The following is a 19,580-nucleotide window of genomic DNA, read 5'->3' on the forward strand; positions in this document are numbered from 1 at the left end:
GCGCAGCGCCGGTGTTCACATCGTGGGACCTTTCCGGCGCGCCGTTCCGGAACTGTCCGGATTCGTTCACCGCAATTTCCGAATCGGCATCGCGGGTGCGCAAGAATAGTGCCTCTTTTCCGGTCTCGCCACTCGTCGTCCGATGGCTGGAATTGACCTCTGGCCAGCGGATTTCTCCTCGTTTCAATGCTTTCTGAACGCAAGGAAACACCGCCCCGGGTTTAGTCCTTTCGGCGGTATCGACGGCCGGTTCCGGCGGGCAACGTTAGGGCTCTCTTGGCGCGGATGAGTGCCCGGTGACCCGGGTGCCGTCGGTAAGTGAGCAATTCCCGTTGCAGGTCCAGCGAGTCTGGAAGGCTGATCCTTGTCCTCGTCAGCAACGGACTTTCGCCTTGCCGTACTGCCCGGAGGATGGGCTCGTGGCGAGAGCGAGAGCACCGATCACTGGCCCGAGTTCCTCCGGCAGGAACTCCTTTCGTTGATCCGGCGGTTCCCGGTCCCCGGTGCACAGCTGGCCGTGCGGCACCGCGGCACGCTCGTCGCCGCCGAAGCCGGGCTGGAGCACCACCCGCTCCGCCGGCCCATGCGCACCACCTCGACCGTTCCCGTCGGCTCCATCACCAAGGCCGTCACCGCGACGCTGGCCATGGTCCTCGTGGCCGAGGGCGACCTCGACCTGGACGCGCCGGTCGCGGACCTGGTCCCCGGACTGCGCGGCACCGCCGTGGGCGCGTCGGTGACCCCGCGCATGATGCTGCGGCACACCGGGGGACTCCCGTCGGACCCGGGCGAGCACTGCGCGCATCCCCGCGACCTGCTCGCCGAGCTGCGCCACGCGGTGCCGGTCTGCGCCCCCGGAACCGCGTTCTCCTACTCCAACGTCGGCTACGCGCTCCTCGGCATGATCGTCGAAGAGGTCACGGGCCTGTCGTGGCGGGAGGCCGTGGACGGCATCGTGCTGCGCCCGCTGGGCGTGGACGCGGCGTTCGTCGGCGGTCCCGGCCCCGCGCCCACCGCGGCGGGGCACGCTGGCGTGCCAGGAGCCGGGCCGCGGGTCGTCGAGCAGGTGCTGCCGCCGGTGCTCGCCCCCGTGGGCGGGCTCGCGCTGAGCGCCCGCGACCTGGTCGCCTTCGGGGAGGCCCACCTGGGCAAACCGGGGCTGCTCGACGTCGTCACGGCCGCGGAGATGCACACCGCGGGCGACGCCGAACCGTTCGGGCTCGCCGACGCGTGGGCGCTGGGACTGGCGTGCTTCCGCGGGTGGAACACCGAATGGCTCGGCCACGACGGCACCGCCGACGGCACCTCCTGCCACCTGCGCATCGACAAGACCGGCCAGACCGTCGTCGCGCTGACCACCAACGCCGCCGGGGGCGCCGCGCTGTGGCGCGCGCTGCAGGCGGACCTGCGGAAGCTCGGCCTGCACCTGCCGGACTACCGGGCGCACGGCCAGCGCGCGCAGCGGGTTCCGGTGCCGGACGACTGCTTCGGCGCCTACCGCAACGGGGCACTGGAGTACGTCGTGGCACGCGGCGACGGCGAGGTGTGCCTCACCGTCGACGGCGAAGTCCACCACGACCTCGTGCTCTACGACTGCGGCACGCTCTCCGTGCCCGACCCGGTCACCGGCAGGCACACCGACTGCGGCCGGATCGTCCGCGATCCCGGCACCGGCGAGGTGACGGCACTGCAGATCGGCGGCCGGCTGGCCCGGCGCGCCTGAGCACTTCCCGCACGGACATCCCTTTCCGCTCGCTCGGCTGGGCGCGGCGGTCTCCGACGCGCGCCCGAAAGGTTCGACGACCCATGACACTCCAGGACACCGACAGACGCCCGCGTCCGGCGGCGGGCGAAAGCCCCTCACTGGCGGACCTGTTCACCCGGCAGGCGGCACGGACCCCGCACGCCGTCGCGGTCACCGGGGACACCACGGCACTGACCTACCGGGAGCTGGACCTGCGCGCCAACCGGCTCGCGCACCGGTTGCTGCGCCTCGGGGTGCGGCCCGAGGACCGGGTCGGGCTGCTACTGGCACGTTCGGCCGAGCTCGTCGTCGCCGAGCTGGCGATCGTCAAGGCCGGTGGCGGGTACGTCCCGCTCGACGACCGCGCACCCGCCGGGCGGCTGCGTCACCTGCTGGCCGAGGCCGGGGTCCGGGTGCTGGTCAGCGACCGGGACCTGGCGGTGCCGGACGTCACCCGGCTGACGGCGGGCGATCCCGTGGACGAGCCGTCGACGACACCCGCGGTGCCGATCTTCGGTGACCAGCTGGCGTACGTGATGTACACGTCGGGCTCGACCGGGGCACCGAAGGGCGTCGCGGTGCGTCACCGCGATGTCGCCGCGCTGGCGACGGACCCACGCTTCGCCGGGCCGGCGCACCGCCGCGTGCTGCTGCACTCGGCCACGGCGTTCGACGCCTCGACGTACGAGCTCTGGGTGCCGCTGCTGCGCGGCGGCACCGTGGTGGTCGCGCCACCGGGTGAGCTCGGGGTCGCCGAGCTGCGTGAGGTGATCCGGAACCACCACGTGACGGCGCTGTGGCTGACCGCGGGGCTGTTCCGGGTGGTCGCGCAGGAGGCGCCGGGCTGCTTCCGCGGCGCCGCGGAGGTCTGGACCGGGGGAGACGTCGTACCGCCCGCGGCCGTCCGCCGGGTGCTGGAGTACTGCCCCGGCCTGGCCGTCGTCGACGGCTACGGGCCAACCGAGACCACGACGTTCGCCAGCACGCACCGCGTCGAGTCGCTCGCGGACGTGCCGGACCCGCTGCCGATCGGGCGGGAGCTGGCCGGGATGTGGGCGCACGTGCTCGACGCGGCGCTGGACCCGGTGCCCGACGGTGAGCCGGGGGAGCTGCACCTCGCGGGCGCCGGGCTCTCGCGCGGGTACTGGGGACGGCCCGGGCTGACCGCGGACCGGTTCGTCGCCGATCCGGCCGGCCCGGCCGGGGAACGCATGTACCGCACCGGGGATGTCGTGCGCCGCAATGCCGCGGGTGAGCTGGAGTTCCTCGGCCGCCTCGACGACCAGGTCAAGATCCGGGGTTTCCGCGTGGAGCCCGGGGAGGTCGAGGCGGTGCTGCGCCGGCACCCGCGGGTGTCCGACGCCGTGGTGGTGACGCGCGAGGACCAGCCGGGCGTCAAGCGGCTGGTGGCCTACGCGGTCACCGCGCTGAGCCCGGCGGAGCTGCGGGACCTGGCCACCGCCGCGCTGCCCGGCTACCTCGTGCCGTCGGCCTTCGTGGTCGTCAACCGGTTTCCCTTGAACGCCAACGGCAAGGTCGACCGGCACGCGCTGCCCCGGCCGCCGGAGGAACACGAGCACGTCGAACCACGCACGGAGACCGAACGGCGGATCGCGGAGATCTGGGCCGGTGTGCTGGGCGTCGAGCGGGTGGGCGCCGAGGACGACTTCTTCCGTCTCGGCGGGGACTCCATCCTCGGCGTGCAGGCGCTTTTCCGGCTGCGCAAGGCTTTCGGCGCGGATCTTTCGCCCAGGACGGTGTTCGACGCGCCGACGCCCGCGAAGCTCGCCCGGGTGATCGACGGGGAGCCGGAAGCCCCTCCCGCGGCGCCGATCCCCCGGGCCTCCGAGACGACAGTGCCGCTTTCCCCGGCGCAGCAACGACTGTGGTTCCTCGACGAACTGTCCGGCCGCGCCGCCGCCGAGTACAACACCGGCGTCGGGCTGCGCCTCTCCGGCCCGCTCGACCTCGACCGTCTCGCCGGCGCGCTCGGCGAGCTCCAGGCGCGGCACGACTCACTGCGGACCGTCTTCGACGTCGTTGACGGGCAGGCGGTGCAGCGCACCACCGGCACCCCACCGATTCTCCTGCGATCAGTGTCTGGAGTGGACGATCTCGACGACGAGATCGCGCGGGAGCTGGCCCGCCCCTTCGAACTGCGGCGGGGACCACTGACCCGCGCGACGGTGTTCCAGGTGGACACCGAGGAACACCTGCTCGTGGTGTGCCAGCACCACATCGTCACCGACGGCCGGTCGGTGGCCGTGCTCACCGGCGAGCTGATGGCCCTCTACGCCGGAGAAGACCTGCCCGCCCTTCCCCTGCGGTACACGGACTTCGCCGTCTGGCACCGCGAGCACACGGGGGACGCGGAACTGCGGCCGCACCTGGAGTACTGGCGGCAGAAGCTCGGCGGCCTCGAACCGCTCGCGCTGCCGACCGACCGCCCGCGACCGCCGCGGCGCACCACCGCCGGTGCGGTGCACCGGCACCGCCTGCCGGAACCGCTGCCCGGCAGGCTCACCGAACTCGGCCACCGGCACGGCGCCACGCTGTTCATGACACTGACGGCCGCGGTCGGCGTCCTGCTGGCGCGCCACGCCGGGCAGGACGACATCGCGCTCGGCACGGCGGTTTCCGGGCGCGACCGGGCCGAGCTGGCGGACCTGACCGGCTTCTTCGTCAACACCGTCGTGCTGCGCTCGCGGATACCGGACGAGCAGCCGTTCGCCGGGTTCCTCGACGGTTTCCGGGAGACCGTGCTGGAGGCGTTCGCCCACGCCGCGGCGCCGTTCGACCGCGTTGTCGACGCGGTGCGGCCGCCACGCGACCCGTCCCGCACGCCGCTGGTCCAGGCCGTCGTCGTACTGCAGAACCCGTTGGTGCGCCCGCGGGAGGCCGCCGGGCTGCGGGTGTCCGAACAGGACCTGCCGCGCCCGTCCGCCCGGTTCGACCTGGTGGTGGAGTTCTGGCCGCGGGAGGGCACCTTCGAGGTCGCCGTCGAGTACAACACCGACCTGTTCGACGTGACCACCGTCGAACGCCTTACGCGGCAGCTCGAAGTGCTGCTCACCGGCATCGCCGACGACCCCGCGACGAGCCTCGGCGACCTGCCGCTGCTCACCGCGGAGGACCGGCGTTTCGTGCTTCAGGAAAGCGCTTCCAGCATCCGTCCGAACGCGACAGTTCCCGCGCGCTTCGCCGAACAGGCCGCCCGCACTCCCGACGCCACCGCCGTGCGTTGCGGCGATACCACGCTGACCTACCGCGAACTGCGGGCCCGGGCCGCCGGACTCGCGGCCCGGCTGCTCGCGCTCGGCGTGCGGCCCGAGGACCGGGTCGGGATCCTGATGGACCGCTCCCCGGACCTGGTCGTCGCCGTGCTCGCGGTGCTGTGGGCCGGTGCGGCCTACCTGCCCCTGGACCTGCGGGCCCCGGCCGGGCGGATGCGGCGCCTGCTGACGGGCTCGACGTTGTTGCTCACCGACGCGCGCTGGCAGACCGTGGCGGAGGACGTGCATCCGAACGCGGTGGTGGTGACGGACTTCGCCGCAGAGGCGCCGCCGGTGCGCCTCGATCCGGAGAACCTGGCGTACGTCGAGTACACCTCCGGCTCCACGGGCGAGCCGAAGGGCGTCGCCGTCCAGCACAGTGACGTCGTCGCACTGGCGTCGGACAGCCGTTTCGAGGGACACCGGCGGGTGCTGCTGCACAGCCCGCTGGCCTTCGACGCGTCCACCTACGAGCTGTGGGTGCCGCTGCTCAACGGCGGCGAGGTGGTCGTCGCCCCGCCCGGGGACCTCGACCCCGACCGGCTGCGCGAGCTGATCACCCGGCACGGCGTGACCTCGCTCTGGCTCACCGCGGGCCTGTTCCGGCTGGTGGCGCAGGAGGCGCCCGAATGCTTGGCGGGGGTCCGGGAGGTCTGGACCGGGGGCGACGTGGTGCCGGCCGCCGCGGTGCGCCGGGTCCTCGACCGCTGTCCCGGGCTGGTGGTGGTCGACGGCTACGGGCCGACCGAGACCACGACGTTCGCGACCTGCCACCGGATGGCGGCCGAGGTGCCGGAGAACGTGCCCATCGGCACGCCGCTCGACGGGATGCGCGCCTTCGTCCTGGACGCCCGGCTGCGGCCGGTGCCGCCGGGCGCGGTGGGGGAGCTGTACCTGGCGGGCGCGGGCCTCGCGCGCGGCTACTGGGACCGTCCCGGCGCCACGGCCGAACGGTTCCTGGCGAACCCGTTCGGCGAAGGCCGCATGTACCGGACCGGGGATCTCGTGCGGTGGCGTTCCGGCGGCACGCTCGAGTTCGCCGGCCGCGCCGACGACCAGGTCAAGATCCGCGGTTTCCGCGTGGAACCGGCCGAGGTCGAGGCCGCGCTCACCGCGCACCCCGCGGTGGCCGAGGCCGTCGTGCTGGCCCGCACGGACTCCGGGCACAAGCGGCTGGTGGCCTACGTCGTCGCGGAACCGGGCGCGGTGGCCGACCCGGCCGCGCTCCGGGCGTCGCTGGCCGGGGTGCTGCCCGACTACCTCGTGCCCGCGGCGGTCATCGTGCTGCCGTCTTTGCCGTTGAGCGCCAACGGAAAGGTCGACCGGCATGCGCTGCCGCAACCGCGGTTCGACGCCCCGGCCCGCCGGACGGCCCCGCGCACCGACGCCGAACGCGTGCTCGCCGGGATCTGGGCGGACGTGCTGGGCCTGCCCGGGGTCGGGGCCGAGGACAACTTCTTCGAGCTCGGCGGCGACTCGATCCTCAGCATCCAGGTCGCCGCCCGCGCCCGCCGCGCCGGGCTGGATCTCAGCACCGGCGACCTGTTCGAGCGCCAGACGATCGCCTCGCTCGCCGCCGGTGCCGCCGTGGCCCAGGAGAGGGCCGCCGCAGGGCCGGTGTCCGGGGAAGCGCCGCTCACGCCGATCCAGCACTGGTTCTTCGCCACGCACACCCGTCCCGAGCGGTTCGACCAGACGCTGTCGGTCCAGCTGGCCGACGACGTGGACGAGGACGCGCTGCGTGCCGCGCTGGCCACGCTCGTGGAGCACCACGACGCGCTGCGGATGCGGTACGAGCGCAGGGACGGCGAGTGGCGGCAGGAGAACGCGCCCGTCGGTCCGGTTGTCCTCGATGGACAAGCGGACCTCGCGCACGGTCCGCTCCTGCGAGCACGATTGTCCGAAAAGGATGGACGCAGAACGCTCGAAATGGCGGCGCACCACCTCGTCGTGGACGGCGTGTCATGGCGGATCCTGCTGGAGGACCTGGAAGTGGCCTACCGGCGGGAGGCACTGCAGCCCCGGACGACGTCCTTCCTCGACTGGTCCCGCCGCCTGAGCGAATGCGCCGCGGCGGGCAGGTTCGACGACGAGCTGGAGCACTGGCGAGCGGTCACCGGCCACGCCTTGATCCCCGTGGACGGGAACGGCGCGAACACCGTCGGTGCGACCCGTACGGTCACCGCGCGGCTGAGTCCGGAAGAAACGAACGCGCTCCTGCGTGACGTGCCCGGCGTGTACCGGACGCAGGTCAACGACGTGCTGCTCACCGCCCTCGGCCGGGTCCTGTCCGACTGGACGGGCCACGAGCGCGTGCTGGTGGACCTCGAAGGCCACGGGCGCGAGGACCTGTTCGACGGCGTCGACACCTCGCGTACGGTGGGCTGGTTCACCAGTCTCTTCCCGGTGGCGCTGGAAGTTCCGCGCGAGTGGGGCCTGGCACTGAAGGCGGTCAAGGAGACGCTGCGGGCGGTGCCCCGGCGCGGGGTGGGTTACGGCGCGCTGCGCTACCTCACCGGCACGGCACCCGAGCTGTCCCCGGCGGTCAGCTTCAACTACCTCGGCCGGTTCGACGCTCCCGCAAGCCGCCTGTACGCGGGGCCGCCGAGCGAGCTGGCGCTGGACGCCGACCCGGCGGAGACCCGGCCGCACCTGCTCGACGTCGTCGGCCGGATCGAGGACGGCGCGCTGGAGTTCGGCTGGTTCTTCGCCGACGGCGTGCACCACGAGAGCACGGTCACCGCGCTTGCCGGCGCGATGCTCGACGCGCTGCGCGGCATCCTCCACCACTGCGCCGAACCGGGCGCGGGCGGCCGGACACCCTCGGACTTCCCGCTGGCGACGCTCACCCAGTCCCAAGTGGACACCATCGTCGGGAACGGGCGGAACGTTGAGGACATCTACCCGCTGACGCCGATGCAGACCGGCATGGTCTTCCACGGCCTCGCTGAGCGGGACAGCCGCCTGTACTTCGAGCAGCTGAGCTTCGTGGTCGAAGGCGTCGAGGACATTCGGGCGTTCGCCGAAGCCTGGCAACGCGTGGTCGACCGGACTCCGGTGCTGCGGACCCGCATCGTGTGGGAGGGCGTGTCCGAGCCGCTCCAGGTCGTCGAACGGCACGTGACGCTTCCGATCAGCCTCTCCGAGGAACCGGACGACGAAGAAACCTTCCGGCTCGATCGCGCACCCTTGCTGCGGCTCAGGCTGGTCGGCCTGCCGGACTCGTGCTTCCGTGTCGTGTGGACGTTCCACCACGTCCTCCTCGACGGCTGGAGCGTCTTCCAGGTCCTGTCCGACGTCGCCGCGCTCACGCGGGGTGACGCGGTGCCCGAACGGCGGCCCTTCCGCGACTACTTGGCCTGGCTGGCGCGGCAGGACGACGGCCTCGCCGAGGCGCACTGGCGGGCGGAGCTGGCGGGACTGTCCGCACCGACCCCGTTGCCGTATGACCGGGTGCCTGCTCACAGCCACCGCTCCGCCTCCGCCGAGCGCGTCACGACAGAGCTGGACGAGGCGGACTCGCAGCGGCTGTACGAGTTCGCGAAACGTCACCGCCTGACGGTGAACGCCGTGGTGCAGGGCGCGTGGGCGTTGCTGCTGTCCCGGTACAGCGGAGATCGCGAAGTCTGCTTCGGAGCGACGGTTTCCGGTCGCCCACCGGAACTGTCCGGAGTGGACGAGATCCCGGGCATCTTCATCAACACCGTCCCGGTGCGGGTGCCGGTCGGCGGCGCGGAGGTGGCCGGCTGGTTGCGGCAGCTGCAGGCCGGGCAGGTGGGGTCGCGGCGGTTCGGGCACCTGCCGCTGACGCGGCTGCAGGGCTGGAGCGGGGTGCCCGCCGGAACGAACCTGTTCGACAGCATTGTGGTGTTCGAGAACTACCCGGTCGGCGAGCTCGGCGGCGGCATGCGGGTGCGGGACCTGGAGGCGGCGGAACGGACGAACTATCCGCTGCACCTCCTGGCGTACCCGGGCCGCACGGTGTCGTTCGTGCTCGGCTACGACCCGGACCTCTTCGACGCGCCGACCGCCGAGCGGCTCGCCGCGCACTTCGGCGTCCTCCTGCGCGGGCTGACCGAAAACGGGCCGGTGTCGGGCGTGCCGATGCTCACCCCCGCCGAGGAGGACCTCGTCCTGCGGAAGTGGAACGAGACGAGCACCGAGCTGCCCCGGGCCGCGCTGCCGGACCTGTTCGGCGCCCAGGTCCGCCGCACCCCGGACGCGGTCGCACTGGTCACCGACGGCGAGTCGGTCACCTACGCGGAGCTCGACGTCCGCGCCAACCGGCTCGCACACCTGGTGCTGCGGCACGGAATTCGCGCCGAGGAACGAGTCGCGGTGCTGATGGACCGGTCGATCGATCTCGTCGTCGCGGAGCTGGCGATCGTCAAGGCCGGCGGCGCGTATCTGCCGCTGGATCTGCGGGCGCCGGAATCCCGGTTGAAGTCCCTGATCGCCGGAGCCGGGGCGCGAATCCTCGTCACCGACCACGCATGGCGAGACGTTGCGCGAACCGTCCACCACGGACTCGTCGTGGAGGTGGCCGCAGAGGGACCGGACACCGCCCCGGACGTGCGGGTCGATCCCGACCAGCTGGCCTACGTCACCTACACGTCGGGTTCGACGGGGACACCGAAGGGCGTGGCGGTGCGGCAGCGGGACGTGGTGGCGCTGGCGTGGGAGCACCGGTTCAGCGCGCACGACCGGATTCTGTTGCATTCGCCGCACTCGTTCGATGCCAACACCTACGAGATGTGGGTGCCGTTGCTGTCCGGCGGCTGTGTGGTCGTGGCCCCGCCCGGGGAACTGGCCGTCGACACGGTCGCCCGGATGATCGCCGAATACGGCGTCACGGGAGCGTTCGTCACCTCCGGGTTGTTCCGCCTGGTCTCCCAGGAGGCCCCGGAAGCGTTCACCGGGCTGCGGGAGGTGTGGACGGGCGGCGACGCGGTGCCCGCCACGGCGTTGCGCCGGGTGCTCGAAGCGTGCCCGGGTATCGCGGTGGCCGACGTGTACGGGCCGACGGAGACGACAACCTTCGCCACGGTGCGGGTGATGACCGACGAGGTGCCGGAGGTGGTGCCGATCGGGGCGCCGCTGGACAACGTGCGCGCCTACGTCCTCGACGACACCCTGCGCCTGGTGCCGCCCGGTGTGCCCGGCGAACTGCACCTCGCGGGCGAGGGCCTCGCACGCGGCTACCTGAACAGCCCGGGGCTCACCGCCGACCGGTTCGTCGCCGACCCCTTCGAGCCGGGGGAGCGCATGTACCGCACGGGCGACGTCGTGCGGTGGAACGCCGAAGGACAGCTGGAGTTCGTCGGCCGGGTGGACGAGCAGGTCAAGATCCGCGGCTTCCGCGTCGAACTGAGCGAGGTCGAGGCGGCGCTCGGCCAGTACTGCACGCAGGCGGCCGTGGTCGCGCGTGAGGACGACGGCGTGAAACGGCTCGTCGCCTACGTGGTGGGCGGGGCCGACCCGGCCCAGCTGCGGGAGGCACTGAGCCGGGACCTGCCCGACTATCTGGTGCCCGCGGCCTTCGTCGCCCTCGACCGGCTGCCGCTCACGGTCAACGGCAAGGTCGACCGGCAGTCCCTGCCCGCGCCCGAGTTCGGCACCCGCGAGTACGTGGCACCGCGGCCCGGACCGGAGACGGTGCTCGCGGAGATCTGGGCCGAGGTGCTCGGCGTGCCCGAGGTCGGTGCCGAGGACGACTTCTTCGCCCTCGGCGGGGACTCGATCCTCAGCATCCAGGTCGTCTCCCGCGCCCGGCGGGCGGGACTGGACCTGACACCCGGCGACCTGTTCACCCATCCCACCGTCGCCGAGCTGGCCGCCGCGACGAGGACCACCGAGCCGGCGCCGGAGCGGGGACCGGTCAGCGGCGAGGTGCCGCTCACCCCGATCCAGCGCTGGTTCTTCGAGACGCAGACCCGGGAACCGGACCACTTCACGCAGCGGATGCGGGTGCGGCTGCCCGGTCCGGCCGACCCGGCGGCCCTGCGCACCGCGCTGGCCGCCCTCGTCGCACACCACGACGCCCTGCGGATGCGGTTCACGCCCACCGCCGACGGGTGGCGGCAGGAGAACGCCGCCGAGGAGCGGGCCGACCTGCTGCGGGCACCGCTGGACCTCACGAACGGGCCGTTGCTGCACGCCGAACTGTCCACTGAGGACGAGTTGACATTGACCGTGCACCACCTCGTCGTGGACGGCGTGTCGTGGCGGATCCTGCTGGAGGACTTCGACAAGGCGTACTCCCAGGCGCTGCGCGGAGAACCGGTGGACCTCGGCCCGCGCACCACGTCGTTCCAGGACTGGGCACGCAGGTTGGTCGCCCACACCGCCGAAGGCGGGTTCGACGACGAGCTGGATCACTGGCGGGCCACCACCGGGCACGTGGGCATCCCCACCGACGGGGACGGGCCGAACATCGTGGAGTCGCTGCGCTCGGTCACCGTACGGCTGACCCGCGAGGAGACCGCCGCCCTGTTGAGGGAAGTGCCGGACGCCTACCGCACGCAGGTCAACGACGTGCTGCTGACTGCGCTCGGCCGCGTGCTGCGCGACTGGACGGGCCACGAGCGGGTGCTGGTGGACCTCGAAGGGCACGGGCGCGAGGAGCTGTTCGACGGGGTCGACCTCTCCCGCACCATCGGCTGGTTCACCAGCGTCTTCCCCGTCTCGCTCGCGGTGCCCGGCGACTGGGGAGACGCGCTCAAGGCGGTCAAGGAACAGGTGCGCGCGGTGCCCCGGCGCGGCGTCGGCTACAGCGCGCTGCGCTACCTCGCGGGAACCGCACCCGAGATCACGCCGCAGGTCGCCCTGAACTACCTGGGGCGCTTCGAGTCCGGCGGCCTGGAGTCGGACGACAGCCCGCTCTCGGCCCGCGCGCACCTGCTGGACGTCGTCGGCCGCGTTGAGGACGACGAGCTGGAACTGACCTGGTACTACGCCGAAGGCGTGCACCGGGAGGCCACCGTCGCCGCGTTGGCCGAGGCACTGGCCGGTGTGCTCCGGGAGATCATCGAGCACTGCGCCCGCCCGGAGTCGTGGGGCCGCACCCCGTCGGACTTCCCGCTCGCCCGGCTCGACCAGGACACTGTGGACAGTCTGGCCGACCCGGTGGTGGAGGACATCTACCCGCTCACGCCGATGCAGTCCGGCATGGTCTTCCACTCGCTGTCGCAGGGCGAGGAACGCGTGTACTTCCAGCAGGTCGCGTTCACCCTCGACGGCGTCACCGATCCCGGGGCGCTCGCGGCGGCCTGGCAGCGGGTGGTCGACCGCACGCCGGTGCTGCGCAGCCGGATCGTGTGGGAAGGCGTGCCGGAACCCGTGCAGGTGGTGCGGCGCGACGTCGTCGTGCCGGTGACCCAGCACGACTGGCGTTCGCTGCCGGAGGACGAGCAGGACGCCGCGTGGCGCGAGGTCCTCGACCGCGACCGGGCCGCCGGGCTCGACCTCACGGCCACGCCGTTGCTGCGCCTGGTGTTCGCCCGGCTGTCCGGCACCGAGGTGCGTGTGCTGTGGACGTTCCACCACGTGCTGCTCGACGGCTGGAGCGTGTTCGCCGTGCTGTCCGACGTCTTCGCCGCCCACGCCGGGCAGGCGCCACCGCGGCGCAGGCCGTTCCGCGACTACGCGGCCTGGTTGGCGCGGCAGGACGACCGGCAGGCCGAACGGCACTGGCGGACCGTGCTCGGCGACCTCACCGCCCCCGCGCGGCTGCCGTTCGACCGCCCGCCCGCGCAGGCGCACACCAGCCGGTCGGCGGACTGGCTGACCGTGGAGCTGGACGAGCGCGAGACCGCGCGGCTGCGTGACAGCGCGCGTGCCTCGGGCCTGACGCTCAACACGCTGCTGCAAGGCGCGTGGGCGGTCCTGCTCGCGCGGTCCACCGGAGAGCGGGACATCTGCTTCGGCACCACGGTTTCCGGGCGTCCGGCGGACCTGCCCGGCGCCGACGACATCGCGGGCATCTTCATCAACACCCTGCCCGTGCGCGTTTCCGTGGACGACTCCCGTTCGCGCGGCGAGTGGCTGCGGGAGTTGCAGGCCGGGCAGGTGGAGTCGCGGCGGTTCGGGCACCTGCCGCTGACGCGGCTGCAGGGCTGGAGCGGTGTGCCGTCCGGAACGAACCTGTTCGACAGCATCGTGGTGTTCGAGAACTATCCGATCAACGACGAAGCCGCCACCGCCCACGGCCTGCGGCTGCGGGCGCTCGACGCGGTCGAGACGACGAACTACCCGCTCAGCGTGGTCGCGTCACCGGGGGAGCGGCTGTCGGTCGACGTCGGCTACGACCCGGACCTGTTCGACGGGACCACCGCCCGCCGGATCGCCAGGCAGCTCACCGACGTGCTGCGGAGCCTCGGCGAGGAGCCCGCCCGGCCGCTCGGGGAGATCGACCTGCTCACCGCCGCCGAGCGGCACCAGGTGCTCACCGAGTGGAACGACACCGCCTCGCCGGTACCGGACGGCACGCTCGCCGAGCTGTTCGCCGACCAGGTGCGGCGGACTCCGGACGCGCCCGCGGTGGTCGCCGACGGCGTCCGGCTGAGCTACGCCGAGCTCGACGCCCGCGCCGAGCAGCTGGCGCGGCGGCTGGACCTCGACGCCGAGGACCTGGTCGCGGTGCTGATGGACCGCTCGCCCGACCTGCTCGTCGCGGAGCTGGCAATCGTCAAGGCCGGCGGGGCGTACCTGCCGCTGGACCTGCGGGCGCCGGAACCCCGGTTGAAGACCCTGCTGGCCGGAACCCGCGCGCTGATCACCGACCGGAAGTGGGAGCCCGTCGCCCGGCGGGTCCACAGTGGACCGATCCTGCTGGCCGACGGTCCTTCCGCGCCCACCCGGCCGTTCCCCGCGGTGCACCGCGACAACCTGGCGTACGTCATGTACACGTCGGGTTCGACGGGGACGCCGAAGGGCGTGGCGGTGCGGCAACGCGATGTGGTGGCGCTGGCGCACGAGCGCCGGTTCCACGCCCACGACCGAATCCTGCTGCACTCGCCGCATTCGTTCGACGCCAACACCTACGAGATGTGGGTGCCGTTGCTGTCCGGCGGCTGCGTGGTCGTGGCCCCGCCCGGCGAACTCGACGTGGAGACCCTCGCGCGGGTGATCGCGGAACACCGGGTCACCGCGGCCTTCCTCACCACGGGCCTGTTCCGGCTGGTGTCCCAGGAGAACCCGGCGGCGTTCACCGGCCTGCGAGAGGTCTGGACCGGTGGCGACGCCGTGCCCGCGACGGCGTTGCGCCGGGTACTGGAGGCGTGCCCGGGTATCGCGGTGGCCGACGTGTACGGGCCGACGGAGACGACGACCTTCGCGACCGTGCGGGTGATGACCGGTGAGGTGCCGGAGGTGGTGCCGATCGGGGCGCCGCTGGACAACATGCGCGCCTACGTCCTCGACACTGCGCTGCGGCTGGTCCCGCCGGGGGTGCCGGGAGAGCTGCACCTCGCCGGGGAAGGGCTGGCCCGGGGTTACCTGAACAGCCCGGGGCTGACCGCTGACCGGTTCGTCGCCGACCCCTTCGAGCCGGGGGAGCGCATGTACCGCACGGGCGACCTCGTGCGGTGGAACCCCGAGGGACAGTTGGAGTTCGTCGGCCGCGTCGACGAGCAGGTCAAGATCCGCGGCTTCCGCATCGAGCCCAGCGAGATCGAGGCAGCACTCGGGCAGTACTGCACGCAGGCGGCCGTGGTCGCGCGTGAGGACGATGGCGTCAAACGGCTCGTCGCCTACGTGGTCGGCGGTGCCGAACCGGCGCAGCTGCGGGAAGCGCTGAGCCGGGACCTGCCCGACTATCTGGTGCCCGCCGCGTTTGTGCCGCTCGACCGGTTTCCGCTCACGGTCAACGGCAAGCTCGACCAGGCCGCGCTACCCGCACCGGACTTCACGCGGGTCACCGGCGAGCTGACCCCGCCGCGCACCGACGCCGAGCGCACGCTGGCCGCGATCTGGACCGACGTGCTCGGCGTGCCCGAGGTCGGCACCGAGTCCGACTTCTTCGCCCTCGGCGGGGACTCGATCGTCAGCATCCAGGTCGTCTCCCGCGCCCGCCAGGCGGGGCTGCACCTGCTGCCGCGGGACCTGTTCCGCCATCCCACGCTCGGCCCGCTCGCCGCGGCGGCCGAGGGGCCGGCCGGCCCGCTCGCCGAGCAGGGCCCGGTGACCGGACCGGTGCCGCTGACCCCCATCCAGCGCTGGTTCTTCACCGATCCGCCCCGGCGGTTCGACCAGTCGGTGCTGGTGGAGCTGGCCGAGGACGTCGACGAGGACGCCCTGCGGGCCGCGCTGGCCGCGGTGCTGGCACACCACGACGCCCTGCGGATGCGCTTCGACGACTCCGGCGGCGAGTGGACCCAGGACAACGCGCCCGTCACGCCGGTGGACGTCCTGGGCAACCGCGACTTCGACCTGCGCACCGGCCCGCTGCTGGCCGCGACCCTGTCCGGCACGCGGCTGCGCCTGACCGCGCACCACCTCGTCGTCGACGGGGTGTCGTGGCGGATCCTGTTGGAGGACCTCGAAACCGCGTACCGGGGCGGCGATCTCGGGCCGAAGACGACGTCGTTCCGGTCGTGGGCGCTGCGGCTCGCCGACCACACCGCGGCCGGCGGGTTCGACGACGAGCTGCCGCACTGGCGAGCCGTGCCGCGCCCGGCCCCGCTTCCGCTGGATCGCCAAGGCGACAACACGATCGGCTCGACGGAGGAGGTCACCGTCCGGCTCGACCCCGGGCGGACGAAGGCACTGCTGCAGGACGTGCCGGAGGTCTACCGGACGCAGGTCAACGACGTGCTGCTCGCCGCGCTCGGCCGGGTGCTCGGCGACTGGACGGGCCACGAGCAGGTGGTGGTCGACCTCGAAGGCCACGGGCGCGAGGACCTGTTCGACGACGTGGACACCTCCCGCACGGTGGGCTGGTTCACCAGCGTGTTCCCGGTGGCGCTGGAGGTGCCGCGGGAGTGGGGCGCCGCGCTGAAGTCCGTCAAGGAACGGCTGCGCGCCATCCCGCGGCGCGGCGTGGGCTACGGCGCCCTGCGCTACCTCGCCGGCTCGGTGCCCGGCCTCGACTCGCCGGTGAGCTTCAACTACCTGGGCCGCTTCGACTGGCAGCTCGGCGGGCTCTACCGGGCCAACCACGGCCTCGATGCCGATGTGGACCCGGCCGCGGCCCGGCCGCACGTCCTCGACGTCGTCGCCAGGGTCGAGCAGGAGGCGCTGGAGATCTCCTGGTCGTACTCGGCGAACCTGCACGATCGGTCCACTGTGGAGCGTCTCGCCGTGGCGTTCCTCGACGCGCTCGGCGAGATCCTGCACCACTGCGCCGAGCCGGGCGCGGGCGGCCGGACGCCGTCGGACTTCCCGCTCGTGCGCCTGGACCAGTCGCAAGTGGACCGGTTGGCGGGCGACGGCCGCGGCGTGGAGGACCTCTACCCGCTCACGCCCATGCAGGGCGGGATGGTGTTCCACGGTCTGTCCCAGGCCGACCGGGGCCTGTACTTCGAGCAGGCCACGTTCGTGCTCGACGGCGTCACCGATCCGGCGGAGCTGGGCCGCGCGTGGCAGCGGGTGCTCGACCGGACCCCGGTCCTGCGCACCGCCTTCGTGTGGGACGGCGTGCCGGAACCGGTGCAGGTCGTGCACCGCGACGTCGCCCTGCCGGTCCGCCACCTCGACTGGACCGGCCTCGGCGACGCCGAGCGGGCCGCGCACCTGCGGCAGCTGCTGGCCGAGGACCGGGCGCGGGGCCTGGACCTCACCGTCGCGCCGCTGATGCGCGTCGCACTGGCCCGGCTCTCGGCGACCGAGGTCCAGGTGCTGTGGACCTTCCACCACGTGCTGCTCGACGGCTGGAGCGTGTTCGGGGTCCTGGCCGACCTGTGCGCCGCGCAGGCCGGCGGCCCGCTGCCCGAGCGCCGCCCCTTCCGCGACTACCTGGCCTGGCTCGACGGGCGCGACGAAGCCGAGGCCGAACGGTTCTGGCGGCGCACCCTCGACGGGTTCGCCGACCCGGTCCCGCTGCCGTACGACCGGGCGCCGGCGGAGAACCACACGACGTGCTCCGCGACTTGGCTGCCGTGCTCGCTCGGCGAGGAGGAGACCGCCCGGCTGGAGGAGTTCGCCCGGCGGCACGGGCTCACGCTCAACGTCGTGCTCCAGGGCGCGTGGGCGCTGCTGCTGTCGGTCTACAGTGGACGCCGCGATGTGGTGTTCGGCGCGACCGTCTCGGGCAGGCCCGCCGAACTGCCCGGAGTCGACGAGATCCTCGGCATCTTCATCAACACCCTGCCGGTGCGGGTGCGCCTCGACCGGACCGCGCGCGTCGCCCGCTGGCTCAAGACCCTGCAGGAAGCGCAGGCCGAGGCACGCGGGTTCGACTTCGTCCCGCTCGCGCGGCTGCAGACGTGGACGGACGTCCCGGGCGGGGTGAACCTGTTCGACAGCCTGGTGGTGTTCGAGAACTACCCGATCCGCGACGAGGCGGCGGCCGGGCACGGGCTGCGGATCCGCGACCTCGCGGCGGCCGAGACCACCAACTTCCCGGTCACCGTCGTCGCCTCGCCGGGCCGCCGCCTGTCGGTCGAGGTCGGCTACGACCCGGAGCTGTTCGAGCCCGCCACGGTCGAAGCGCTGGCCGCGCGCCTGCTTCGCCTGCTGGCCGAGCTGTCCGCGGACGGCGAACGGCCGCTGGGCGAGGTGCCGCTGCTCAGCGACACCGAACGGCGGCAGCTACGGGACTGGCAGACCACCGCCCCCGAACCGGCGGCGCGGTCGCTGCCCGGGCTGTTCGCCGAACGGGTCCGGGCGCAGCCGGACGCGGTCGCGGTGGTGGCCGGGCACGAGCGGGTGAGCTACGCCGAGCTAAACCGGCGGGCGAACCGCCTGGCCGCCCGGCTGCTGGCGCTCGGGCTGCGGCCGGAGGACCGGGTCGGCCTCGCGCTCGAACGCTCCGCCGCCGTGGTGGTGGCCGAGCTGGCCGTCGCGAAGGCCGGCGGGGTCTCCGTGCCGCTGGACACCCGGGCGCCGGTGGGCCGGCTGCGCCTGCTCCTGGCGGGCGTCCCGTTCGCGATCACCGACGAGACCTGGCTGAGCACGCTCGAACAAATCCACAGTGGACGGATACTCACCGAGTCCCGGGTGCGGGGCGAACCGCCACGCGACCCCGGGGTGCGGGTGGACCCCGACCAGCTGGCCTACGTCATGTACACGTCGGGCTCCACGGGCGTGCCGAAGGGCGTGGCGGTCCGGCACCGCGACGTCGCCGCGCTCGCGGCCGACAGCCGGTTCGCCGGCGGCGCGCACGAACGGGTGCTGCTGCACTCGCCGCTCGCGTTCGACGCCACCACCTACGAGGTCTGGGTTCCGCTGCTGGGCGGCGGCCGGGTGGTCGTCGCGCCGCCGGGAGACGTGGACGCCGCGCTCGTGCGCCAGGCCGTCACCGGCGAGGGCGTGACCGCGCTCTGGCTCACCGCCGGCCTGTTCCGGGTGCTCGCCCAGGAGTCGCCGGACTGCTTCGCGGGTCTGCGTGAGCTGTGGACCGGCGGTGACGTGGTGCCCGCCGACGCCGTGCGGCGCGTGCTGCGCAGCTGTCCCGGGCTGCGGGTCGTGGACGGCTACGGCCCGACCGAGACGACCACCTTCGCCACGTCGCGGCCGATGGCGGATCCGGACGCCGTGCCCGCCGTGGTGCCGATCGGCCGCCCGCTCGACGGCGTCCGCGTCCAGGTGCTCGGCCCGGACCTGGCCCCGGTGCCGCCCGGCGTGGCCGGGGAGCTGTGCCTCGCCGGCGCCGGGCTCGCCCGCGGCTACTCCGGCGCGCCCGGGCTGACCGCGGAACGGTTCGTCGCCGATCCCTGCCGGCCAGGGGAACGCCTGTACCGCACCGGCGACCTCGCGGCGTGGACGGCCGACGGCGAGGTGCGGTTCCTCGGCCGCCTCGACGAGCAGGTCAAGCTGCGTGGTTTCCGGATCGAACCGGGCGAGGTCGAGGCGGCGCTGGCCGCGCACCCGCGGGTGGCGCAGGCGGCCGTCGTGGTCCGCGAGGACCAGCCCGGCGCGAAACTGCTCGCCGCCTACCTGGTGGCGGACGGGCAGGCACCCGGCGCGGACGAGCTGAAAGCGTTCCTCAGCCGTACCCTGCCGGACTACCTCGTGCCGTCCGCGTACGTGGTGCTCGACCGGTTGCCCTTGAGCGGCAATGGAAAGCTCGACCGGCAGGCGTTGCCCGCGCCCGGCCTCACCGCCGCGCGCCCGGCCTACGCCGAGCCGCGGACCGACACCGAGCGCACCGTCGCGCGCATCTGGGCCGACGTGCTCGGAGTCGCGCGGGTTGGTGTCGACGACGACTTCTTCGACCTGGGCGGCGACTCCCTCCGCGGCGTCCAGATCGCGTCCCAGGCGAGCGCGGTGTTCGACATCCGGCTCACCCCGCGGGACGTGCTGACCGCCCGGACCGTGGCCACCTTCGCCGAAACCGTCGAGGAGACGATCCTGCGTGATCTCGAGCTCCTCGCCGCCGGTGACCCGAACGCAGAACTGTGAGGACC

General features: G+C 73.1%; 2 protein-coding genes. Both read left to right on the top strand.

Translation table 11 applies throughout. The features are described from left to right. The first annotated feature begins 478 nt into the window (after positions 1 to 478). Positions 479 to 1,723, top strand: a complete 1,245-nt coding sequence (locus tag FHX82_RS35365; protein WP_221216943.1) for a serine hydrolase domain-containing protein — start codon at positions 479 to 481, stop codon at positions 1,721 to 1,723. Positions 1,724 to 1,806: 83 nt separating this feature from the next. Then, positions 1,807 to 19,575: a non-ribosomal peptide synthetase gene (locus tag FHX82_RS35370; protein WP_145933954.1), complete on the top strand. Its 17,769-nt coding sequence runs from the start codon at positions 1,807 to 1,809 to the stop codon at positions 19,573 to 19,575. Positions 19,576 to 19,580 lie beyond the last annotated feature (5 nt).

This window comes from Amycolatopsis bartoniae (genome assembly GCF_014191255.1).
Lineage (GTDB): Bacteria > Actinomycetota > Actinomycetes > Mycobacteriales > Pseudonocardiaceae > Amycolatopsis_E > Amycolatopsis_E bartoniae.